The organism is Marasmitruncus massiliensis (genome assembly GCF_900186535.1).
Classification (GTDB): domain Bacteria; phylum Bacillota; class Clostridia; order Oscillospirales; family Ruminococcaceae; genus Anaerotruncus; species Anaerotruncus massiliensis_A.
In genome coordinates this window covers 428,138-441,997 of sequence record NZ_FYDE01000005.1, presented here as the reverse complement: position 1 = coordinate 441,997, position 13,860 = coordinate 428,138, and the positions used below count along the sequence as shown (strand labels likewise).

Sequence of the window (13,860 nt, the reverse complement as noted above, 5' to 3'; positions counted from 1 at the left end):
TCGCCGCTGCAGGGCAGATTTTTTCTGATTAAGCCGCCGCGTTGATTTTATCGAGCAGATCGGAAACGCCAAGCTTTTCAGCTGCTTTGGCACGCGCATCTGCACAGAGATTGATCAGTTCGGAGGTGTCAAGCTCATTTACGATACCGCCGTTCTCCTTAATCTTCTCGAGCGCATCCTGATTCAGCTTTTCATCAAAGGCCCATTCCTGTTCGCAGCTGTATTTCGCGGCCTCGTCCACCCATGCTCTCTGCTCGTCGGTGAGGGTGTTGTAGTTGTTCGCGCCCATCAGATAGATGCGGGTCGCAATATCATGGTTGGTCAAAGAGACATAGGGGCCGGCCTCATAGAATTTCTGCAGCAGAATATTACCAAGGTCATTTTCCGCGGCGTCGATGACGTTGTTCTGCAAACCGCTGTACAGTTCGTTGTAAGCAAGCGTGGTGGGGTTTGCGCCAAGCGCGCTCCAGACGTTACGAACCGCTTCGGAATCCTGCACACGGATTTTAACACCCTTAAGGTCGGCAGCCTGCGTAATGGGCTTTACGCCGAAATACTGGCGGGTGCCGCAGCTCCAGTAGCCGAGGGAATGGAATGCGCCTGCCTGGTCGATCTTGTCGGAAATGGTCTGCCCTACTTCGCCGGTAACTACTTTTTTCCAGTGGTCAAGGCTGGAGTAAAGAAACGGGATACTAAACAGGTCGGCTTCGGGTACGCCGCTCGTGGCAACGAAATTCGGCGCGGAAACAATGATGTCCACAGTACCGGTCGCCATTTTTTCAACCAGTTCGGCTTCGTTCCCGCCGAGCTCGCCGTTGCCGTGGATCTCCATGGTCATGGTGCCGCCGGAGAGTTCTTCCAGCTTTTCCTTCATGGCTTCCATGCCCGCCTGATAGGAACTGTCCACCGTGTTGACGTGAGCGCCGATCAGGACAACCTGCGGAGCCGCTTTGGAATCCGCGGAAGATGCCGCGGATTCGGCATTCGCGGAAGAAGACGCAGGCGCGGAGGAAACCGCGGGTGCGGTTGACGCGGCTGAACCGCCGCATCCGGTAGCCAGCATGGAAAGTGCGATCATCATAGCAAAGACTGATACATGCTTTTTCATGAACGTTTTCTCCTTTCCCTGATTAGGGGAATTATATTTTCCAGAGGCTTGCGCCTCTTTGGACCAGAATTAATGGCAATCGATTTCCTTTTTTAAGAATTACATTCTCAAAAGAATTACATTCTCAAAATAAAATAGCAAAAGTATTATTTAGGCAATCGATTTCCTTTTTTCTTACGAGCAACCCCGACAGATTTTCAAAAATCGCTCTGCCGGAAGGATACCCCTAGTTTTCGCATCTGGGCGGGGCAGTGCTGCCGCGAACAACAAGAGCGGAAGGCGTCAGAACTTTCTGCACCTTCATGGCAGTACCTGATTCCGCACCGGGATTCTCCAAGATTTCAAACAGGTAGCGGGCCATCGCCTTTCCCCACTGGTATTTTTCCACCCGCATGGTAGTGAGGCTCGGCTCGATACAGTCGGCAAAAAACAGGTCGTCGAAGCTGACAATCGAATAATCCTCGGGAATCTGCCTGCCGTTCTCCCTCAGCGCCTTGATGACGCCTAACGCCATCATATCGTTCATACACAGGATACCGGTGACTTCAGGGGTTCGTTCAAGCATTTTCCGGGCCAGCTCATAGCCGACTTTTACACTTTCCGCAGATTCATCCCCAAAGGCGGGGATGTCCTGCCCATATATATAGAGGTAATCTTTCTTGATTTCAATGCCGGCATTTTTCAGCGCGGTAAAATAGCCTTCCAGCCTTTTGCGGCGGAGCTGGCTGTCAAGTTCATTCATCAGATTTGCAATACGGCGGTGGCCAAGCCCGATCAGGTGTTCCACTGCCTGCCGCGCTTCCAAGACCTTATCAACCACGATGTTATGCGCGTTTTCGCACAGTACACCGTCAGTTACAACACTGATGACCTGCCCCCCCCGCTGCACATAATTGGCAAGGCTCTGCGGCAGATATTCCAGATAGATGGCTATGATCCCGCGCATATTCTGCTCCAACATGCTCTGCACATACTGGTCGGTGCGGCGGGGGTCTTTGTCACAGCTGGAAATCGCGATATAATAGTTGCGCCGCATAGCCTCGTCTTCAATGCCCCGCACAATCGAAGGGTAAAATGGATTTGCGATAGAGGGAAGGATCACACCGACGGTTGGGTTCATCTGTTTTTTCAGGTTGCGCGCCTGTGCGTTGAGCACATAGTCCATCTCTTTTGCGGCGGCCAGCACACGCTCGCGGACTTCCTGCTTTACGGGATGGGAAGAATTGTTCAGCACACGCGAAACCGTGCTGGGGGATATTCCCAATCGCTTTGCGATATCATAAATCGTTACATTGTTTTTCATGGTGTCTCCTCTATCAGTCAAACAATTTGCTATGGCAATCGATTGACTAATGCAATTTTATACTTATTTTTGAGTTTGTCAAGAAATCTCAAAAGAATCAGAAGAAAATACAAACCTCAGGTAAAATATTGGTACAGGATGACAATTTTTTGATATAAATTTAACAAAATTAAATATCCTTTTCGCAACACCACATGAATGATATACTGGGAAAAAAGAGCATGAATGGTATCACGCTCTTAAAAATGAAATTTAAAACGTTATCCACAGGTTGAGAAACGCACCAATTCTTCCTTTTGAGGCATCGCTTCAAGTATCTTAATCCTTCCGTTATTTGACAGCCACATCAATAGAAACCGCGCCTGCCGGGTCGCTGTTTTGGGTGCGGGCGCATACCCTTACTATAATCTTTTGATCCAACTCCGCCATTTCATACTGCATGCTGCTATCCTCTTTTCTTGTTTTTCTTTGACAGCATGATCATAGCATTGAAAACCAGACAGCAGAATGTCCTGTTTCATTACAGAGAAATAAAAATCAAGTAAAAAGGTGATCGGATTGAAACATATTCCAAATATCATTACGGCTGTAAGAATCGTACTTTTTCTGCCATTGCTTTTCGCGGCACAACGGCAGACTCTGTTCCTGTTTCTTTACCTTCTCTGCGGTTTTACAGATGTTTTGGACGGCTATATCGCGCGCAAAACGCAGACGCAGAGCGAGCTCGGCGCAAGGCTGGATTCCGCCGCGGACCTGCTTTTCTTTGCGGCCGTCATCATCTGGGCGGTTATGCATTACGGCGGAGAAATCCGCCGTTTTGTCCCTTGCCTTGTGCTCATCACGCTTGTCCGCTTTGTAAACATGGCAATCGCCGCGTGTAAATACCGTTCCTTCGCGATTTTGCATACATGGGGAAACAAACTGACGGGATTCCTTGTTTTCACAGCGCCAATCCTTTTGATTTGGAATCAGATTTCGCTGCTTTGGCTGGTCTGTGCCGTTGCCTTTCTATCCGCCGCGGAGGAGACAATCATCCATATCTCTTCGGCACAGCTTGACGTCAACCGGCGAAGCATTTTTAAGAAATAGGTCCATCGCTCTTTCTCGCCAGCTTTAACCCGCGGCGTCCTTTTTTACACAGATATCATGAGTTCGGAGAGATCAAATTGACTAAATGCCGAAAAGAACATTTAGTGGTTTATACAATCTTGCTGGATGAGTCTTGACAACCCCACGGGAAGTCAGTATGATTGAGTAAACCTTTACCCTTACTGTTTGCCGATTGGAGGAACCGCAGATGCCAAAACGGAATATCTCCATTAAAGAAATTTCTGCGCTTTCCGGAGTTTCCGTTGCAACGGTTTCCAGAGTAATTAACCAGAACGGGCGCTTTTCCAGCGAGACTGAAAAACGCGTCAAGCAGATCATCGAACAGTATGGGTATCAGCCGAATCAGCTTGCCCGCGGCCTGCGGACCAACAAACTGCAGGTTGTGGGGATCATCGTACCCGATATTACCAACGAATTCTTCGCCAAGGTTACGCTTGAACTGCAAAACAATCTGTTTGAACTCAACTATTCTACCATGATCTGCAATACCAATGAAGAATACGACATTGAGCGGCGGCATATCACTATGCTCAAGTCCCAGCAGGTCAGCGGGCTGATCTATATCTCGGGTGACTTCGCAGATGAGCAGCAGGTTCTGCAGGTGCCTACCGTTTATATCGACCGCAAGCCCCCGTTCTCTTCGCGCGAAGGCGAATTTGTCCTGATTGAAAGCGATAATGAAAACGGCGGTGTTTATGCGGCCGATGAGCTGATGAAAAGCGGCGCGCGGCATTTCGCGGCACTCACGTACCGCTTTGAAATTTCCTCCCATGCGGACCGGGTTGCCGGGTTCCGGCGGGGGCTAAAGGCGTATGGTGTCCCGGAAAGTGAAATTCATGTCGCGCAGGCTGTTCAGGCCGACGCAGAAAGCGGCTATCAGCGGATGATGGAACTGTTTTCAGAACATCCGGAAATAGACGGCATTTTCTGCACCACCGACCGCCTGGCATACGGCCTGTTGGATTTGCTTCGGGAGCAGGGAAAATCTGTTCCGGAGGACGTCCGCATTGTAGGATTCGATGACATTTCCTATTCGTCTATGTGCAGCCCCCGGCTCACCACGATCCGGCAGTCTGTGAATTCATTCGGGCTGCTTGGGGCTAATACGCTTGTTTCGATCCTTGATGGGGCTCCGTTGGAAAGAAACCGGTACCTGCTTCCGGTTGAACTGATTCGCAGAGATACAACCTGATTTGATTTTGACAGATAGCAACATTATAGCCTTTGCGGTAACGTTTACTCGTTTATTCAACTGCGTTTTCTCACAAAATTTGGGGAAACTAAAGTGCTATTATTTTGTGCCGAGTGCGAAAACGATTACTCTAGCCGGAATAATGCATGAACGATGTCTGTTTATTTCATTTATATAAACAGGATTGACACAAACAAATCTAAGGAGGAAATGAAAATGCGTAAAGTTCTAAAAACAATGACCGCGGCGATTCTCTCAATCGCCATGGCAGGTTCCCTGGCCGCCTGCGGCGGCTCCACATCCAAAAATGAAAGCAGCGCTCCAAGCGAAGCTGCTCCGGCAAGCAGCGCAGCTGCTTCCGAGACAGCATCTCCGGCAGCCGGCGGGACCGCGGAATATGCAGTTGTCCTGAAAGTGCTTTCCAGCCAGTTCTGGCAGACTATGAAAGAAGGCGTGGAAGCAGAAGCAGAAAAGCAGGGCGTCAAAGTGGATATCTATGCTGCAAACACCGAAGACGATGTAGAAGGACAGGTTACACTGCTGGAAAATGCCATTTCCAAAGGCTACAAAGCAATCGCCGTGGCGCCGATTTCCGCTGATAACCTGAATAACGCGGTTGCTGACGCAACTTCCAAAGGCATTTATATTGTAAACATCGATGAAAAGATCAACATGGACGGCCTGAAAGCTCTCGGCGGCGCTGTCTATTCGTTTGTTTCCACCGATAACGTTGCTGTCGGCCGTGTGGGTGCGCAGTACATTGTTGATCAGATCGGCGGAAAAGGCGAAGTTGCAATCATCGAAGGCAAAGCCGGCGCCGCTTCCGGAGAAGACCGCAAGCAGGGTGCGACCGAAGCATTCTCCGCCGATGGGCTGAAACTTGTTGAGAGCCAGCCTGCCGACTGGGACCGTACCAAGGCTTATGACCTTGCAACCAACTATATCAATAAATATCCCGACCTGAAGGGTATTTACTGCTGCAACGACACAATGGCGATGGGCGCCTTGGAAGCTGTCAAGAATGCAGGTAAAGACATTCTTGTTGTAGGCACCGACGGTAACGACGATGCAATGGCATCCGTTCAGGCCGGCGAACTTGCCGCAACTGTTGCGCAGGACCCGGCGAAGATCGGTGCGCGCGGCCTGCAGATGCTGATTGAAGCAGTCGAGAAGGGCGGCCAGATCGACAAGGACGCGGAACCCATCACCGAAGGAATCGACGCAATCCTGATCAAGAAAGACTGATTGTTCTCTTTTCTCCTTCTCCTGTCCCCGGGAACCCGGGGACAGGAGCTTCCCAAAGAATCCGATGTAAAGAAGAGGATGCTATGGATACACTTGTAAAGATGAGCCATATTACCAAGCGCTTCCCCGGCGTCAAGGCCCTCAGCGATATCTCCTTTGATATCAGGCCGGGCGAAGTCCATATCCTGCTGGGCGAAAACGGTGCTGGAAAATCGACTTTGATGAAAATTCTGAGCGGTGCCTACGAACCGGACGAGGGCACCATATCCATTCATGACAAAGAATATAACCGTCTGACACCGAAGCTTTCCGCGGAAAGCGGAATCAGCATCATTTATCAGGAGCTCAGTGTGATTAACGAGCTGAGCATTCAGGAAAACATTTTCGTAGGAAAGATGCTGAAAAAAAAGGTCGCAGGCGTAACCGTAATAGATCAAGAAGCAATGCGCAAGGTGACCCGGGAACTGCTGGAAAGCATCGACCTGAACCGGAAGCCCTCTGCGCTGGTGGGGAGCCTGAGCATTTCGGAAAAACAGATGGTGGAAATTGCGAAAGCCGTTGCCTTCAATGCGCAGGTCATCGTAATGGATGAGCCAACCTCCTCCCTGAGTGATGACGAGGTGGCGCGGCTGTTCAAAATCATTGAACGGCTGAAAGCCGAAGGCAAGGGGATTGTTTACATCTCGCATAAGCTCAAGGAGATCATGCAGATCGGCGACCGTGTCACCGTACTCAAGGATGGCACCTATGTGGGCACACATGACGTGAAAGATATTACCATGGACAAACTGGTGACCATGATGGTTGGGCGGGAGCTGAAGGACAAATATCTGGGCAGCGGCGATATCCATGAACTGGGCAAGGTGATTTTTGAGGTCAAAAATTTGACGCGCCGGGACGGATATGTCAAAAACATCAGTTTCAACCTGCGCGAAGGCGAGGTGCTCGGGTTTTCCGGGCTGATCGGCGCGGGGCGGAGCGAAACAATGTGCGCCATTTTTGGAGCCGACCCCATTTCTTCGGGGGAAATCTATCTGCAGGGCAAACGGCTGCATATTAAAAATCCCTATGACGCGCTGAAATGCGGCATCGGGCTGGTAACGGAAAACCGGCGGGAAACGGGATTTTTCCATAACTTCAGCATCAAGCGCAACATCTCCATCGCACGCCAGCTCAAACATACAGGCTTTGGCGGACTGTGGGGCCTTGTGGATTTTAAAGACGAGCAGAAGGTCGCGGAGGAGCAGCGAACCGCTATTCAGATCAAGTGCGCGTCCCTGGAGCAGGGAATTACACAGCTTTCGGGAGGCAATCAGCAGAAAGTCATTCTTGGGAAATGGATGGCCGCGGGCGTCAGGCTGATTATTTTTGACGAACCGACCAAGGGAATCGATGTGGGCACAAAAGCGGAAATCTATAAGCTGATGCGGACACTCACCGAAAACGGAATTGGTGTTATCGTCGTATCCTCCGAGCTTCCGGAACTGCTTTCCGTCTGTGACCGGATGATCGTGATGAACGAGGGAAAAATCAGCGCAGAGTTCAGCGCCGCGGAAGCAACGGAAGAAAAACTTGTAAAGGCGGCTACAGTTGATATGAATGAAGCCGGGGGGAATGAATATGCAGAATAATTCAGCTTCAAAAACGAAAATGACATTCAGCGACTTTTGGGATAAGTACAGCACGGTATCCATTTTGATTTTAATGGTACTGGTATTCGGCGCAATGCAGCCCAAGGCTTTCCTGAGCGGAACCAACCTCGTTAAAATTGTGGAACAGAGCGCCATTACCATCCTGCTTGCCTGCGGTGAGTTCTTCTCCATCCTGCTTGCCGGTATCGACCTGTCGGTCAGTTCCACCATGGCTCTGACCGGCGTAATCACCGCAAAGCTGATGGTGCTGGGTTATCACCCCACCGTTGCGGTTCTGATCGGGACGCTTTTGCTTGGCGCGGCAATCGGCGCGGTGAACGGCGGGCTGATCAACCTGACAGGGCTCCCCCCATTCATTATTACATTGGGCACGCAGTCTATTCTTCGCGGCATAACCATGATTATGGCAAATGCGCGCACAGTTTCCGGGGTGCCGGCTTCGTTCACAAAAGCAGTGGGCGGCAAAATTTTCGGTATCATCCCGATGCCGATTATCGTCGCTCTGGTGACAGCCCTCGTCCTTGTATTCTTTACGATGAAAACGCAGGCCGGACGCAACCTCTACGCAATCGGGGGAAACTCGCAATCCGCATGGTTCGCCGGCATTAACGTGAAAAAACATACAATACTTGCCTTTGTGATTTCGGGCGTCTGCTCCGGTCTTGCCGGAATGGTAAACATTGCCCGTCTGGCCGCCGCGGAACCAAACGCGGGCACCGGCTATGAAACCTTCGCAATTGCGGCGGTTGTCATCGGCGGCACGAGCTTCTTCGGCGGGCAGGGCGTCATTCCGAAGGTGGTCGTGGGCGGCCTGATCATCGGTGTAATCAACAACGGACTGAACATGGTGGGAGTCTCCTCCTATTACCAGCAGATCGCGATGGGCGCGCTGATCATCGTCGCCGTTACACTTGACCGGTTCTTTGGTGCCAGCAGCAAAATCCGCAAGTAATCATTTGCCGTATGAAAGGAATTTATCTATGAAACCGGAATTCTCTGTAAGCCTGATGTGCATGGATTTTCTTGACATCAAGAATCAGCTGGAAATCTTAAACAAACGTGCGGATATGTACCATATAGACATCATGGACGGGCATTTCTGCAAAAATATTACCCTCTCCCCGGATTTTATCCGGGCAGCCGGCCGCGCGGCAAAGCTGCCGATGGATGTGCACCTGATGACCGAGAACCCCAACGACTGGCTGGAGCCGGTGGCGAAGGCCGGAGCGACCTATATTGCGCCTCATGCGGAAACAATCAATACCGATGCGTTTCGCGTGCTGGCACGCATTAAAGAACTTGGATGCAAAGCAGGCGTGGTACTCAATCCGGCGACACCGCTCCAGGCGATTGAACACTATATGGGCCGTCTGGACATGATTACCATCATGACTGTGGACGTGGGGTATGCGGGCCAGCCGTTTATCCCGGAAATGCTTGATAAAATTGCCCAAGCAAAGCGCCTGCGGGAAAAGAAGGGATACAACTACAAAATCCAGATTGACGGGTCCTGTAACGTGAAAACCTTTGGGCGCCTGCGGGAAGCGGGAGCGGATGTGTTCATTCTCGGCTCCTCCGGGCTGTTTGGGCTGGACGCGGACCTCAATACCGCCTATGACAAGATGCTTATGCAGTATCAGGCGGAAACAAAAGAAGAAATGCAGGTGTGAGAATGGCGAACAAACTCATCCTCGGGATGGATATTGGCGGAACAAACATGCGTTTCGGACTGGTGGATGAGAGATACTGCCTTTCCCATTTCGTCATTGAGCCGACGCAGGAAGTATTCTGCTGTGCCGACCCGATGGACATGATCAAAGAACGCATCCGTGCGTATTGCGATGAACATCTGGACGGAAAGCTTCCGGACGCGATTTCTATGGGATTTCCCTCCACAATCGATAAAACCCGCCGTATTGTCACCTCAACCCCCAACGTCCGTGCCCTCCAGAATATTGCCGTGGCGGACTTTATGGAAAGGGCATTCAAAATTCCCGTGTATATCAACCGGGATGTCAATTTTCTTATGCTCTACGACATTCTCCACCATCATCTGGAAAATCAGAAAATTGTTCTGGGATTCTATCTCGGTACCGGCTTGGGGAATGCGATTTCCATCGGCGGCAATCTGCTGCTCGGCAAAAACGGCGTTGCGGCGGAGCTTGGCCACATACCGATGCTCGGCGCCACCGACCTGTGCGGCTGCGGCAACTATGGCTGCGCCGAAACTGTTGCCTCCGGCGTCCGGCTTGAGAAAATCCAGTCGGACCTTTTCCCGGACACTTCTATCCGGGAGATGTTTACCCGCCACAGGGACGAGCCTGCGATACTGGAATTTATCGACGGCCTGTCGATCCCGATTGCCACCGAAGTCAACATTTTCGACCCCGACTATGTCATCATCGGCGGAGGAATCCCGCAAATGCCGGATTTCCCCATGCAGTATCTGGAAGAATCCATCCACCGCCACCTGCGCAAACCCTATCCTGCTCTAAATCTGGAGATTTTATATTCCATCCCGAAGCAGGAAAACGGGGTAATCGGTGCGGGGATTTATGCATTCAAACGACTGGAAAGTGAGGATTACAGATAATGATAGCTTTGGGAAGCGACCATGTGGGGATTGAACTCAAACGGGTGATTATGCAGTATCTGGAGGAAAAGGGACTGGCCTATAAGGACTTCGGCACCTTTGACACCGAGCGCTGCAACTACCCCGAATATGCGCTGAAGGCGGCAAACGCGGTGGTTAGCGGAGAATGTGACAAAGGCATTCTGTGCTGCGGAACCGGAATCGGCATCTCAATTGCCGCCAACAAGGTGAAAGGTATCCGGTGCGTTGTGTGCAGCGAACCCTATTCCGCACTGCTTTCGCGCCAACACAACAATACCAACATGCTGGCAATGGGCTCCCGCGTCGTCGGCGGTGATCTGGCAAAGATGATCGTCGAACAGTGGCTTACCGGTGTATATGAGGGCGGGCGGCATCAGGTACGCGTCGACCAGATGAAAGAAATCGAAGAAACCGGAAAAATCGGCAAATAATCTCTCTCCCATAAACAGGAAACGGCCCATATTTTCATATGGGCCGTTTCCTATGCCTGTTTTTAAAAAAGGCGCCTGCGGTTATTCGCAGGCACCCTCCGCCATTCCTTTCCACGCAGGCAGCTTGGCGAGCGTTCTGATCGCCATTTCATGCGCCGCTTCCTGATCGAGTCCCTGTGTGCGGATGAGAAATTCGGTTGTACCCTCCACCTTTTCGGGGTAGGACTGCATCGTGCCGTCCGGCCTTGCACAGTAGACGCAGTAATCCTTGCTTTCATCCCCCATCGCGAAATCGGAGGGCTTGGTCATCGGCATGCCGCAGGCAATACATGTTTTCATTGAACTGCTTCCTTTCCTCGTTCTGAATTATGATAAAGCTGCTTTCGGCAGCAACTTCAAGAAATTTTGAAGCAGGGTTTCCCCCCAGCGCTCGATCACATGACCGTCCGGCGCAAACAGATCGTTATTGACAAGGTAATAATGTATCAGCCCGATCCACATATTGAACAGGATGGATACAGGAACATCGCCTTCTTCGGCTGTTTTTTCCCGCCGCTGCATTGCCGAGCTGAAATGCAGGGAAACAGCGGACTGAATCATCACCATACAGTCCCTTGCGCCGGTCGGGAGCAGCGGGCTTTCGATGACCAGCCGCCTGTAAAACGGCTCAAATTCCATGATGCCACTGAGATGGGCGCGCAGAATTGCCTCCACGCTTTCGCACGACTGCGCAAGTTCGTGGGTGCGCAGGGCAATCTTCTGCGCATAGGTGTCAACGACCTCTTCAATCAGCGCTTCCTGCGTCTGAAAATGGACGAACATCGTGCCGTGTGAAACGCCCCCCGCCTGCGCGATATCCGACATGCGAGTATTCATAATTCCCCTTTCGGAGAACACTTCATAGGCTGTTTTGAGCAGAAGCTCCTTTGTGTGTTCCTTTTGCATCTGTCTGGATGTCTTCTTCATACTATTGACCTCTAAATCATTGACTGTATAGCCAGTATATTCCGAAAGATTTTATCTGTCAAGCAATTTTTCAAATTGCGCGAATTTTTTTGGCGGCAAGTTTATAAGGCCGGAGCTTTCCCCATACTATTTTCGGTATCAGCCGCGGCTATGAACAGCCGCGGCTGATACCGAAAATAGATAGAATAGGGTGAAAAAACAATGCATGATTATTTTGACAATCGGGATGAGATCGAACGCAATCTGGATTATCTGATTGCAAAACACGGTGAAATTTATCAGGCTTACGAGCATTTTGGCCGACTGGTCCACGAAGAGTGTGGACCGCTGGATGAAAAAACGCGCTGGCTGATCAAAGTGGCGCTTTCAACCGACTGCCAGAACGAATATGCCCTGACAACGCATATTCTGAAAGCGCTGAAAAGCGGATGTTCCCGCGAGGAAATCGAGCACGCCCTGCTTCTGGTTGCCCCCACGGCCGGTTTCCCGAAGACCATGCGGGGGCTTCTTGTGCTTCGCGATATCCTTGATGAGGATACGCAGCGCAGCAACGCGCACTGAAAATCGCAGAGAAGATTGACAAACTGCCGAAATCACAGTAAAATTTTCCTATTGGTCAAGCCGGATGTCCTTTAGTGCTGGAATCCGGCCTTGACAGCTTCCGTCAGCGACTGGAGCAGGAAAGAGGAGAGACAGATGCAGGCAGTTACAGTCAAACATGTGATCATCGGGGATGGGGTACCAAAAATCTGCGTCCCGATTGTCGCGGGCACAAAGCGGGAAATCCTTGCGGATGCGCACAAAATCATTGATGGCAGGGCGGATATCGTGGAATGGCGCGCCGACTGGTTCGAAACTGTCACCGACGCCTCAATGGTTGCGGACGTTCTGCGGGAGCTCTCCTGCATTTTAGGGAACATTCCGCTGCTGTTTACCGTCCGTACCGCCAAAGAAGGCGGGAACCTCGCCGTTGAGCCGGATCGTTACGCGAAGATCAATCAGGCGGCCGCAGAGACCGGCCTGCCCGATCTTGTGGATGTCGAGGTCTTTTCGTCGGGAAAAGCCGCCAAAGAAATCATCGACAGCGTTCATGCTGCCGGTGCAAAAGTGATCGGTTCCAATCACCAGTTTGACGGAACTCCGCCAACACAGGAAATTATTGACCGTCTTAGAAAAATACAGGAATCGGGCGCGGACATCTGCAAAATCGCGGTGACACCGCACAGTAAATCCGATGTGTTAAGGCTGCTCGAAGCCACTGTAACAATGAGTGAAATTTACGCGGACAGGCCGGTCGCGGCAATCTCCATGACGAAACTGGGCGTCGCCAGCCGCCTGTTCGGGGAATGGTCCGGGTCCGCGCTGACCTTCGGCACGGTGGAAAAAGCGTCCGCGCCGGGGCAGATCGATTCGGAGGAACTCTTTCGCATCATGCAGGAATTTCACAGGCTGATCGAATAACGGAACGTACGATGGATAAAAGAAAGCCACCCTGAAAATGGGCGGCTTTTTTCTATATTACGGCGGCCGCTGCAGTCACTATTTACGGCCTCCGGCAGCATAAGAATAGTTTGTCCGAAGTGTCTTCCTGCTATTTTTGATGTCCATATTCTGCAGCCCGTTATAAATGGTAATCGTGTTGGGGACTGCCTGACAGCTGCGGTACGACTGCAGCATCCTGCGCAGGATCTGCACCTTTTCGAACAGGAAGGAATCTTCCTCCTGCATGCCGTTTCCAATCCATTGAATAATCACATTAACGTAGGCATGCGTAAAAAATTTGAGGATAAAATCCTTTTCTTCCGTTCTGATATAGGCATCCTTGCAGACATCGTCAAAAATCAGCACAAACAGCTGGTTGATAAACGGATATAGATATTTTTCGATCGTTTCTTTCCGCAGGGACCGGTTGGTATTTCGTAAAAAAGACTTGTTTTTTTTCGCGTATTTTATCGTATCCAGCAGCACGGCCTGCCAGTTTTTACCCGAAAGCTCCTGAAATCCGCAGAAGATATCATTCTGATAGATCCATTCCAACAGATCGTACATATCTTTAAAGTGATAATAAAAAGTCTGACGGTTGACTCCGCAGTGGTCCGCGACATTCTGCACGGTAATGTTATGAAAAGGTACTTTTTTCATTAATTCTTTCAGTGAATTTGCAAGCTGTATTTTGGTCTGAGATACTCGTACCATGAAAATCCTCCCTGTCATACGGATGATTCCACTTAAATTCCAG

At 50.8% G+C, this 13,860-nt stretch carries 15 protein-coding genes; 10 read left to right on the top strand and 5 right to left on the bottom strand.

Features of this window, described 5'->3' with window-relative positions; all coding sequences use genetic code 11:
- Positions 1-28 precede the first annotated feature (28 nt).
- The gene (locus tag C1A10_RS10120) at positions 29-1,108 is read right to left on the bottom strand and encodes a TRAP transporter substrate-binding protein (protein WP_101910148.1); all 1,080 of its coding nucleotides are present in this window, start codon (positions 1,106-1,108) and stop codon (positions 29-31) included.
- Positions 1,109-1,334: 226 nt separating this feature from the next.
- On the bottom strand, positions 1,335-2,411 hold the full coding sequence (locus C1A10_RS10115; protein WP_101910147.1) for a LacI family DNA-binding transcriptional regulator: 1,077 nt from the start codon (positions 2,409-2,411) through the stop codon (positions 1,335-1,337).
- 558 nt (positions 2,412-2,969) lie between these two features.
- Here C1A10_RS10115 and C1A10_RS10110 point away from each other — a divergent pair.
- The 8 genes from C1A10_RS10110 (at position 2,970) to rpiB (ending at position 10,655) form a co-directional block, all read left to right on the top strand.
- Positions 2,970-3,500, top strand: coding sequence for a CDP-alcohol phosphatidyltransferase family protein (locus C1A10_RS10110; protein WP_242968909.1), 531 nt, complete (start codon positions 2,970-2,972; stop codon positions 3,498-3,500).
- 208 nt (positions 3,501-3,708) lie between these two features.
- Positions 3,709-4,713, top strand: coding sequence for a LacI family DNA-binding transcriptional regulator (locus tag C1A10_RS10105; protein ID WP_101910146.1), 1,005 nt, complete (start codon positions 3,709-3,711; stop codon positions 4,711-4,713).
- Between the two features lie 216 nt (positions 4,714-4,929).
- The gene (gene alsB, locus C1A10_RS10100) at positions 4,930-5,958 is read left to right on the top strand and encodes a D-allose transporter substrate-binding protein (protein ID WP_242968908.1); all 1,029 of its coding nucleotides are present in this window, start codon (positions 4,930-4,932) and stop codon (positions 5,956-5,958) included.
- Between the two features lie 83 nt (positions 5,959-6,041).
- On the top strand, positions 6,042-7,589 hold the full coding sequence (locus C1A10_RS10095; protein WP_101910145.1) for a sugar ABC transporter ATP-binding protein: 1,548 nt from the start codon (positions 6,042-6,044) through the stop codon (positions 7,587-7,589).
- The gene (gene alsC / locus C1A10_RS10090; protein WP_101910144.1) at positions 7,579-8,562 is read left to right on the top strand and encodes a D-allose ABC transporter permease; all 984 of its coding nucleotides are present in this window, start codon (positions 7,579-7,581) and stop codon (positions 8,560-8,562) included. Before C1A10_RS10095 ends, alsC begins: the two co-directional genes overlap by 11 nt.
- Before the next feature lie 28 nt (positions 8,563-8,590).
- The gene (alsE, locus tag C1A10_RS10085) at positions 8,591-9,280 is read left to right on the top strand and encodes a D-allulose 6-phosphate 3-epimerase (protein ID WP_101910143.1); all 690 of its coding nucleotides are present in this window, start codon (positions 8,591-8,593) and stop codon (positions 9,278-9,280) included.
- A 2-nt stretch (positions 9,281-9,282) separates the two neighbouring features.
- Entirely contained in the window at positions 9,283-10,203 is a 921-nt protein-coding gene (gene alsK, locus C1A10_RS10080) for an allose kinase (RefSeq protein ID WP_101910142.1), read from the top strand.
- Positions 10,200-10,655 carry a ribose 5-phosphate isomerase B gene (rpiB, locus tag C1A10_RS10075; protein WP_101910141.1) on the top strand — a complete coding sequence of 152 codons (456 nt, stop codon included), beginning with the start codon at positions 10,200-10,202 and terminating at the stop codon, positions 10,653-10,655. The genes alsK and rpiB overlap by 4 nt, the downstream gene beginning before the upstream one ends.
- A gap of 81 nt (positions 10,656-10,736) precedes the next feature.
- On the opposite strand, the gene C1A10_RS10070 is transcribed toward rpiB, so the two are convergent.
- Positions 10,737-10,994, bottom strand: coding sequence for a zinc ribbon domain-containing protein (locus C1A10_RS10070; RefSeq protein WP_101910140.1), 258 nt, complete (start codon positions 10,992-10,994; stop codon positions 10,737-10,739).
- Between the two features lie 27 nt (positions 10,995-11,021).
- Complete coding sequence (locus C1A10_RS10065) at positions 11,022-11,621, bottom strand: TetR/AcrR family transcriptional regulator (protein ID WP_101910139.1); 600 nt, start codon at positions 11,619-11,621, stop codon at positions 11,022-11,024.
- A gap of 201 nt (positions 11,622-11,822) precedes the next feature.
- On the opposite strand from C1A10_RS10065, the gene C1A10_RS10060 reads away from it, so the two are divergent.
- Both C1A10_RS10060 and aroD read left to right on the top strand, forming a co-directional pair.
- Complete coding sequence (locus C1A10_RS10060; RefSeq protein ID WP_101910138.1) at positions 11,823-12,182, top strand: carboxymuconolactone decarboxylase family protein; 360 nt, start codon at positions 11,823-11,825, stop codon at positions 12,180-12,182.
- Between the two features lie 135 nt (positions 12,183-12,317).
- A complete protein-coding gene (gene aroD, locus C1A10_RS10055) occupies positions 12,318-13,082 on the top strand; it encodes a type I 3-dehydroquinate dehydratase (protein WP_101910137.1) in 765 nt (254 codons plus the stop codon).
- 78 nt (positions 13,083-13,160) lie between these two features.
- On the opposite strand, the gene C1A10_RS10050 is transcribed toward aroD, so the two are convergent.
- On the bottom strand, positions 13,161-13,817 hold the full coding sequence (locus C1A10_RS10050) for a TetR/AcrR family transcriptional regulator C-terminal domain-containing protein (RefSeq protein ID WP_180951086.1): 657 nt from the start codon (positions 13,815-13,817) through the stop codon (positions 13,161-13,163).
- Between the last annotated feature and the right edge of the window lie 43 nt (positions 13,818-13,860).

Excerpts from the sequence above, each read along its gene's own strand:
- C1A10_RS10120 (WP_101910148.1), bottom strand. The coding sequence starts at position 1,108 with ATGAAAAAGCATGTATCAGTCTTTGCTATGATGATCGCACTTTCCATG.
- C1A10_RS10115 (WP_101910147.1), bottom strand. The coding sequence starts at position 2,411 with ATGAAAAACAATGTAACGATTTATGATATCGCAAAGCGATTGGGAATA.
- C1A10_RS10105 (WP_101910146.1), top strand. The coding sequence starts at position 3,709 with ATGCCAAAACGGAATATCTCCATTAAAGAAATTTCTGCGCTTTCCGGA.
- alsB (WP_242968908.1), top strand. The coding sequence starts at position 4,930 with ATGCGTAAAGTTCTAAAAACAATGACCGCGGCGATTCTCTCAATCGCC.
- C1A10_RS10095 (WP_101910145.1), top strand. The coding sequence starts at position 6,042 with ATGGATACACTTGTAAAGATGAGCCATATTACCAAGCGCTTCCCCGGC.
- alsC (WP_101910144.1), top strand. The coding sequence starts at position 7,579 with ATGCAGAATAATTCAGCTTCAAAAACGAAAATGACATTCAGCGACTTT.
- alsE (WP_101910143.1), top strand. The coding sequence starts at position 8,591 with ATGAAACCGGAATTCTCTGTAAGCCTGATGTGCATGGATTTTCTTGAC.
- alsK (WP_101910142.1), top strand. The coding sequence starts at position 9,283 with ATGGCGAACAAACTCATCCTCGGGATGGATATTGGCGGAACAAACATG.
- C1A10_RS10070 (WP_101910140.1), bottom strand. The coding sequence starts at position 10,994 with ATGAAAACATGTATTGCCTGCGGCATGCCGATGACCAAGCCCTCCGAT.
- C1A10_RS10065 (WP_101910139.1), bottom strand. The coding sequence starts at position 11,621 with ATGAAGAAGACATCCAGACAGATGCAAAAGGAACACACAAAGGAGCTT.
- C1A10_RS10060 (WP_101910138.1), top strand. The coding sequence starts at position 11,823 with ATGCATGATTATTTTGACAATCGGGATGAGATCGAACGCAATCTGGAT.
- aroD (WP_101910137.1), top strand. The coding sequence starts at position 12,318 with ATGCAGGCAGTTACAGTCAAACATGTGATCATCGGGGATGGGGTACCA.
- C1A10_RS10050 (WP_180951086.1), bottom strand. The coding sequence starts at position 13,817 with ATGGTACGAGTATCTCAGACCAAAATACAGCTTGCAAATTCACTGAAA.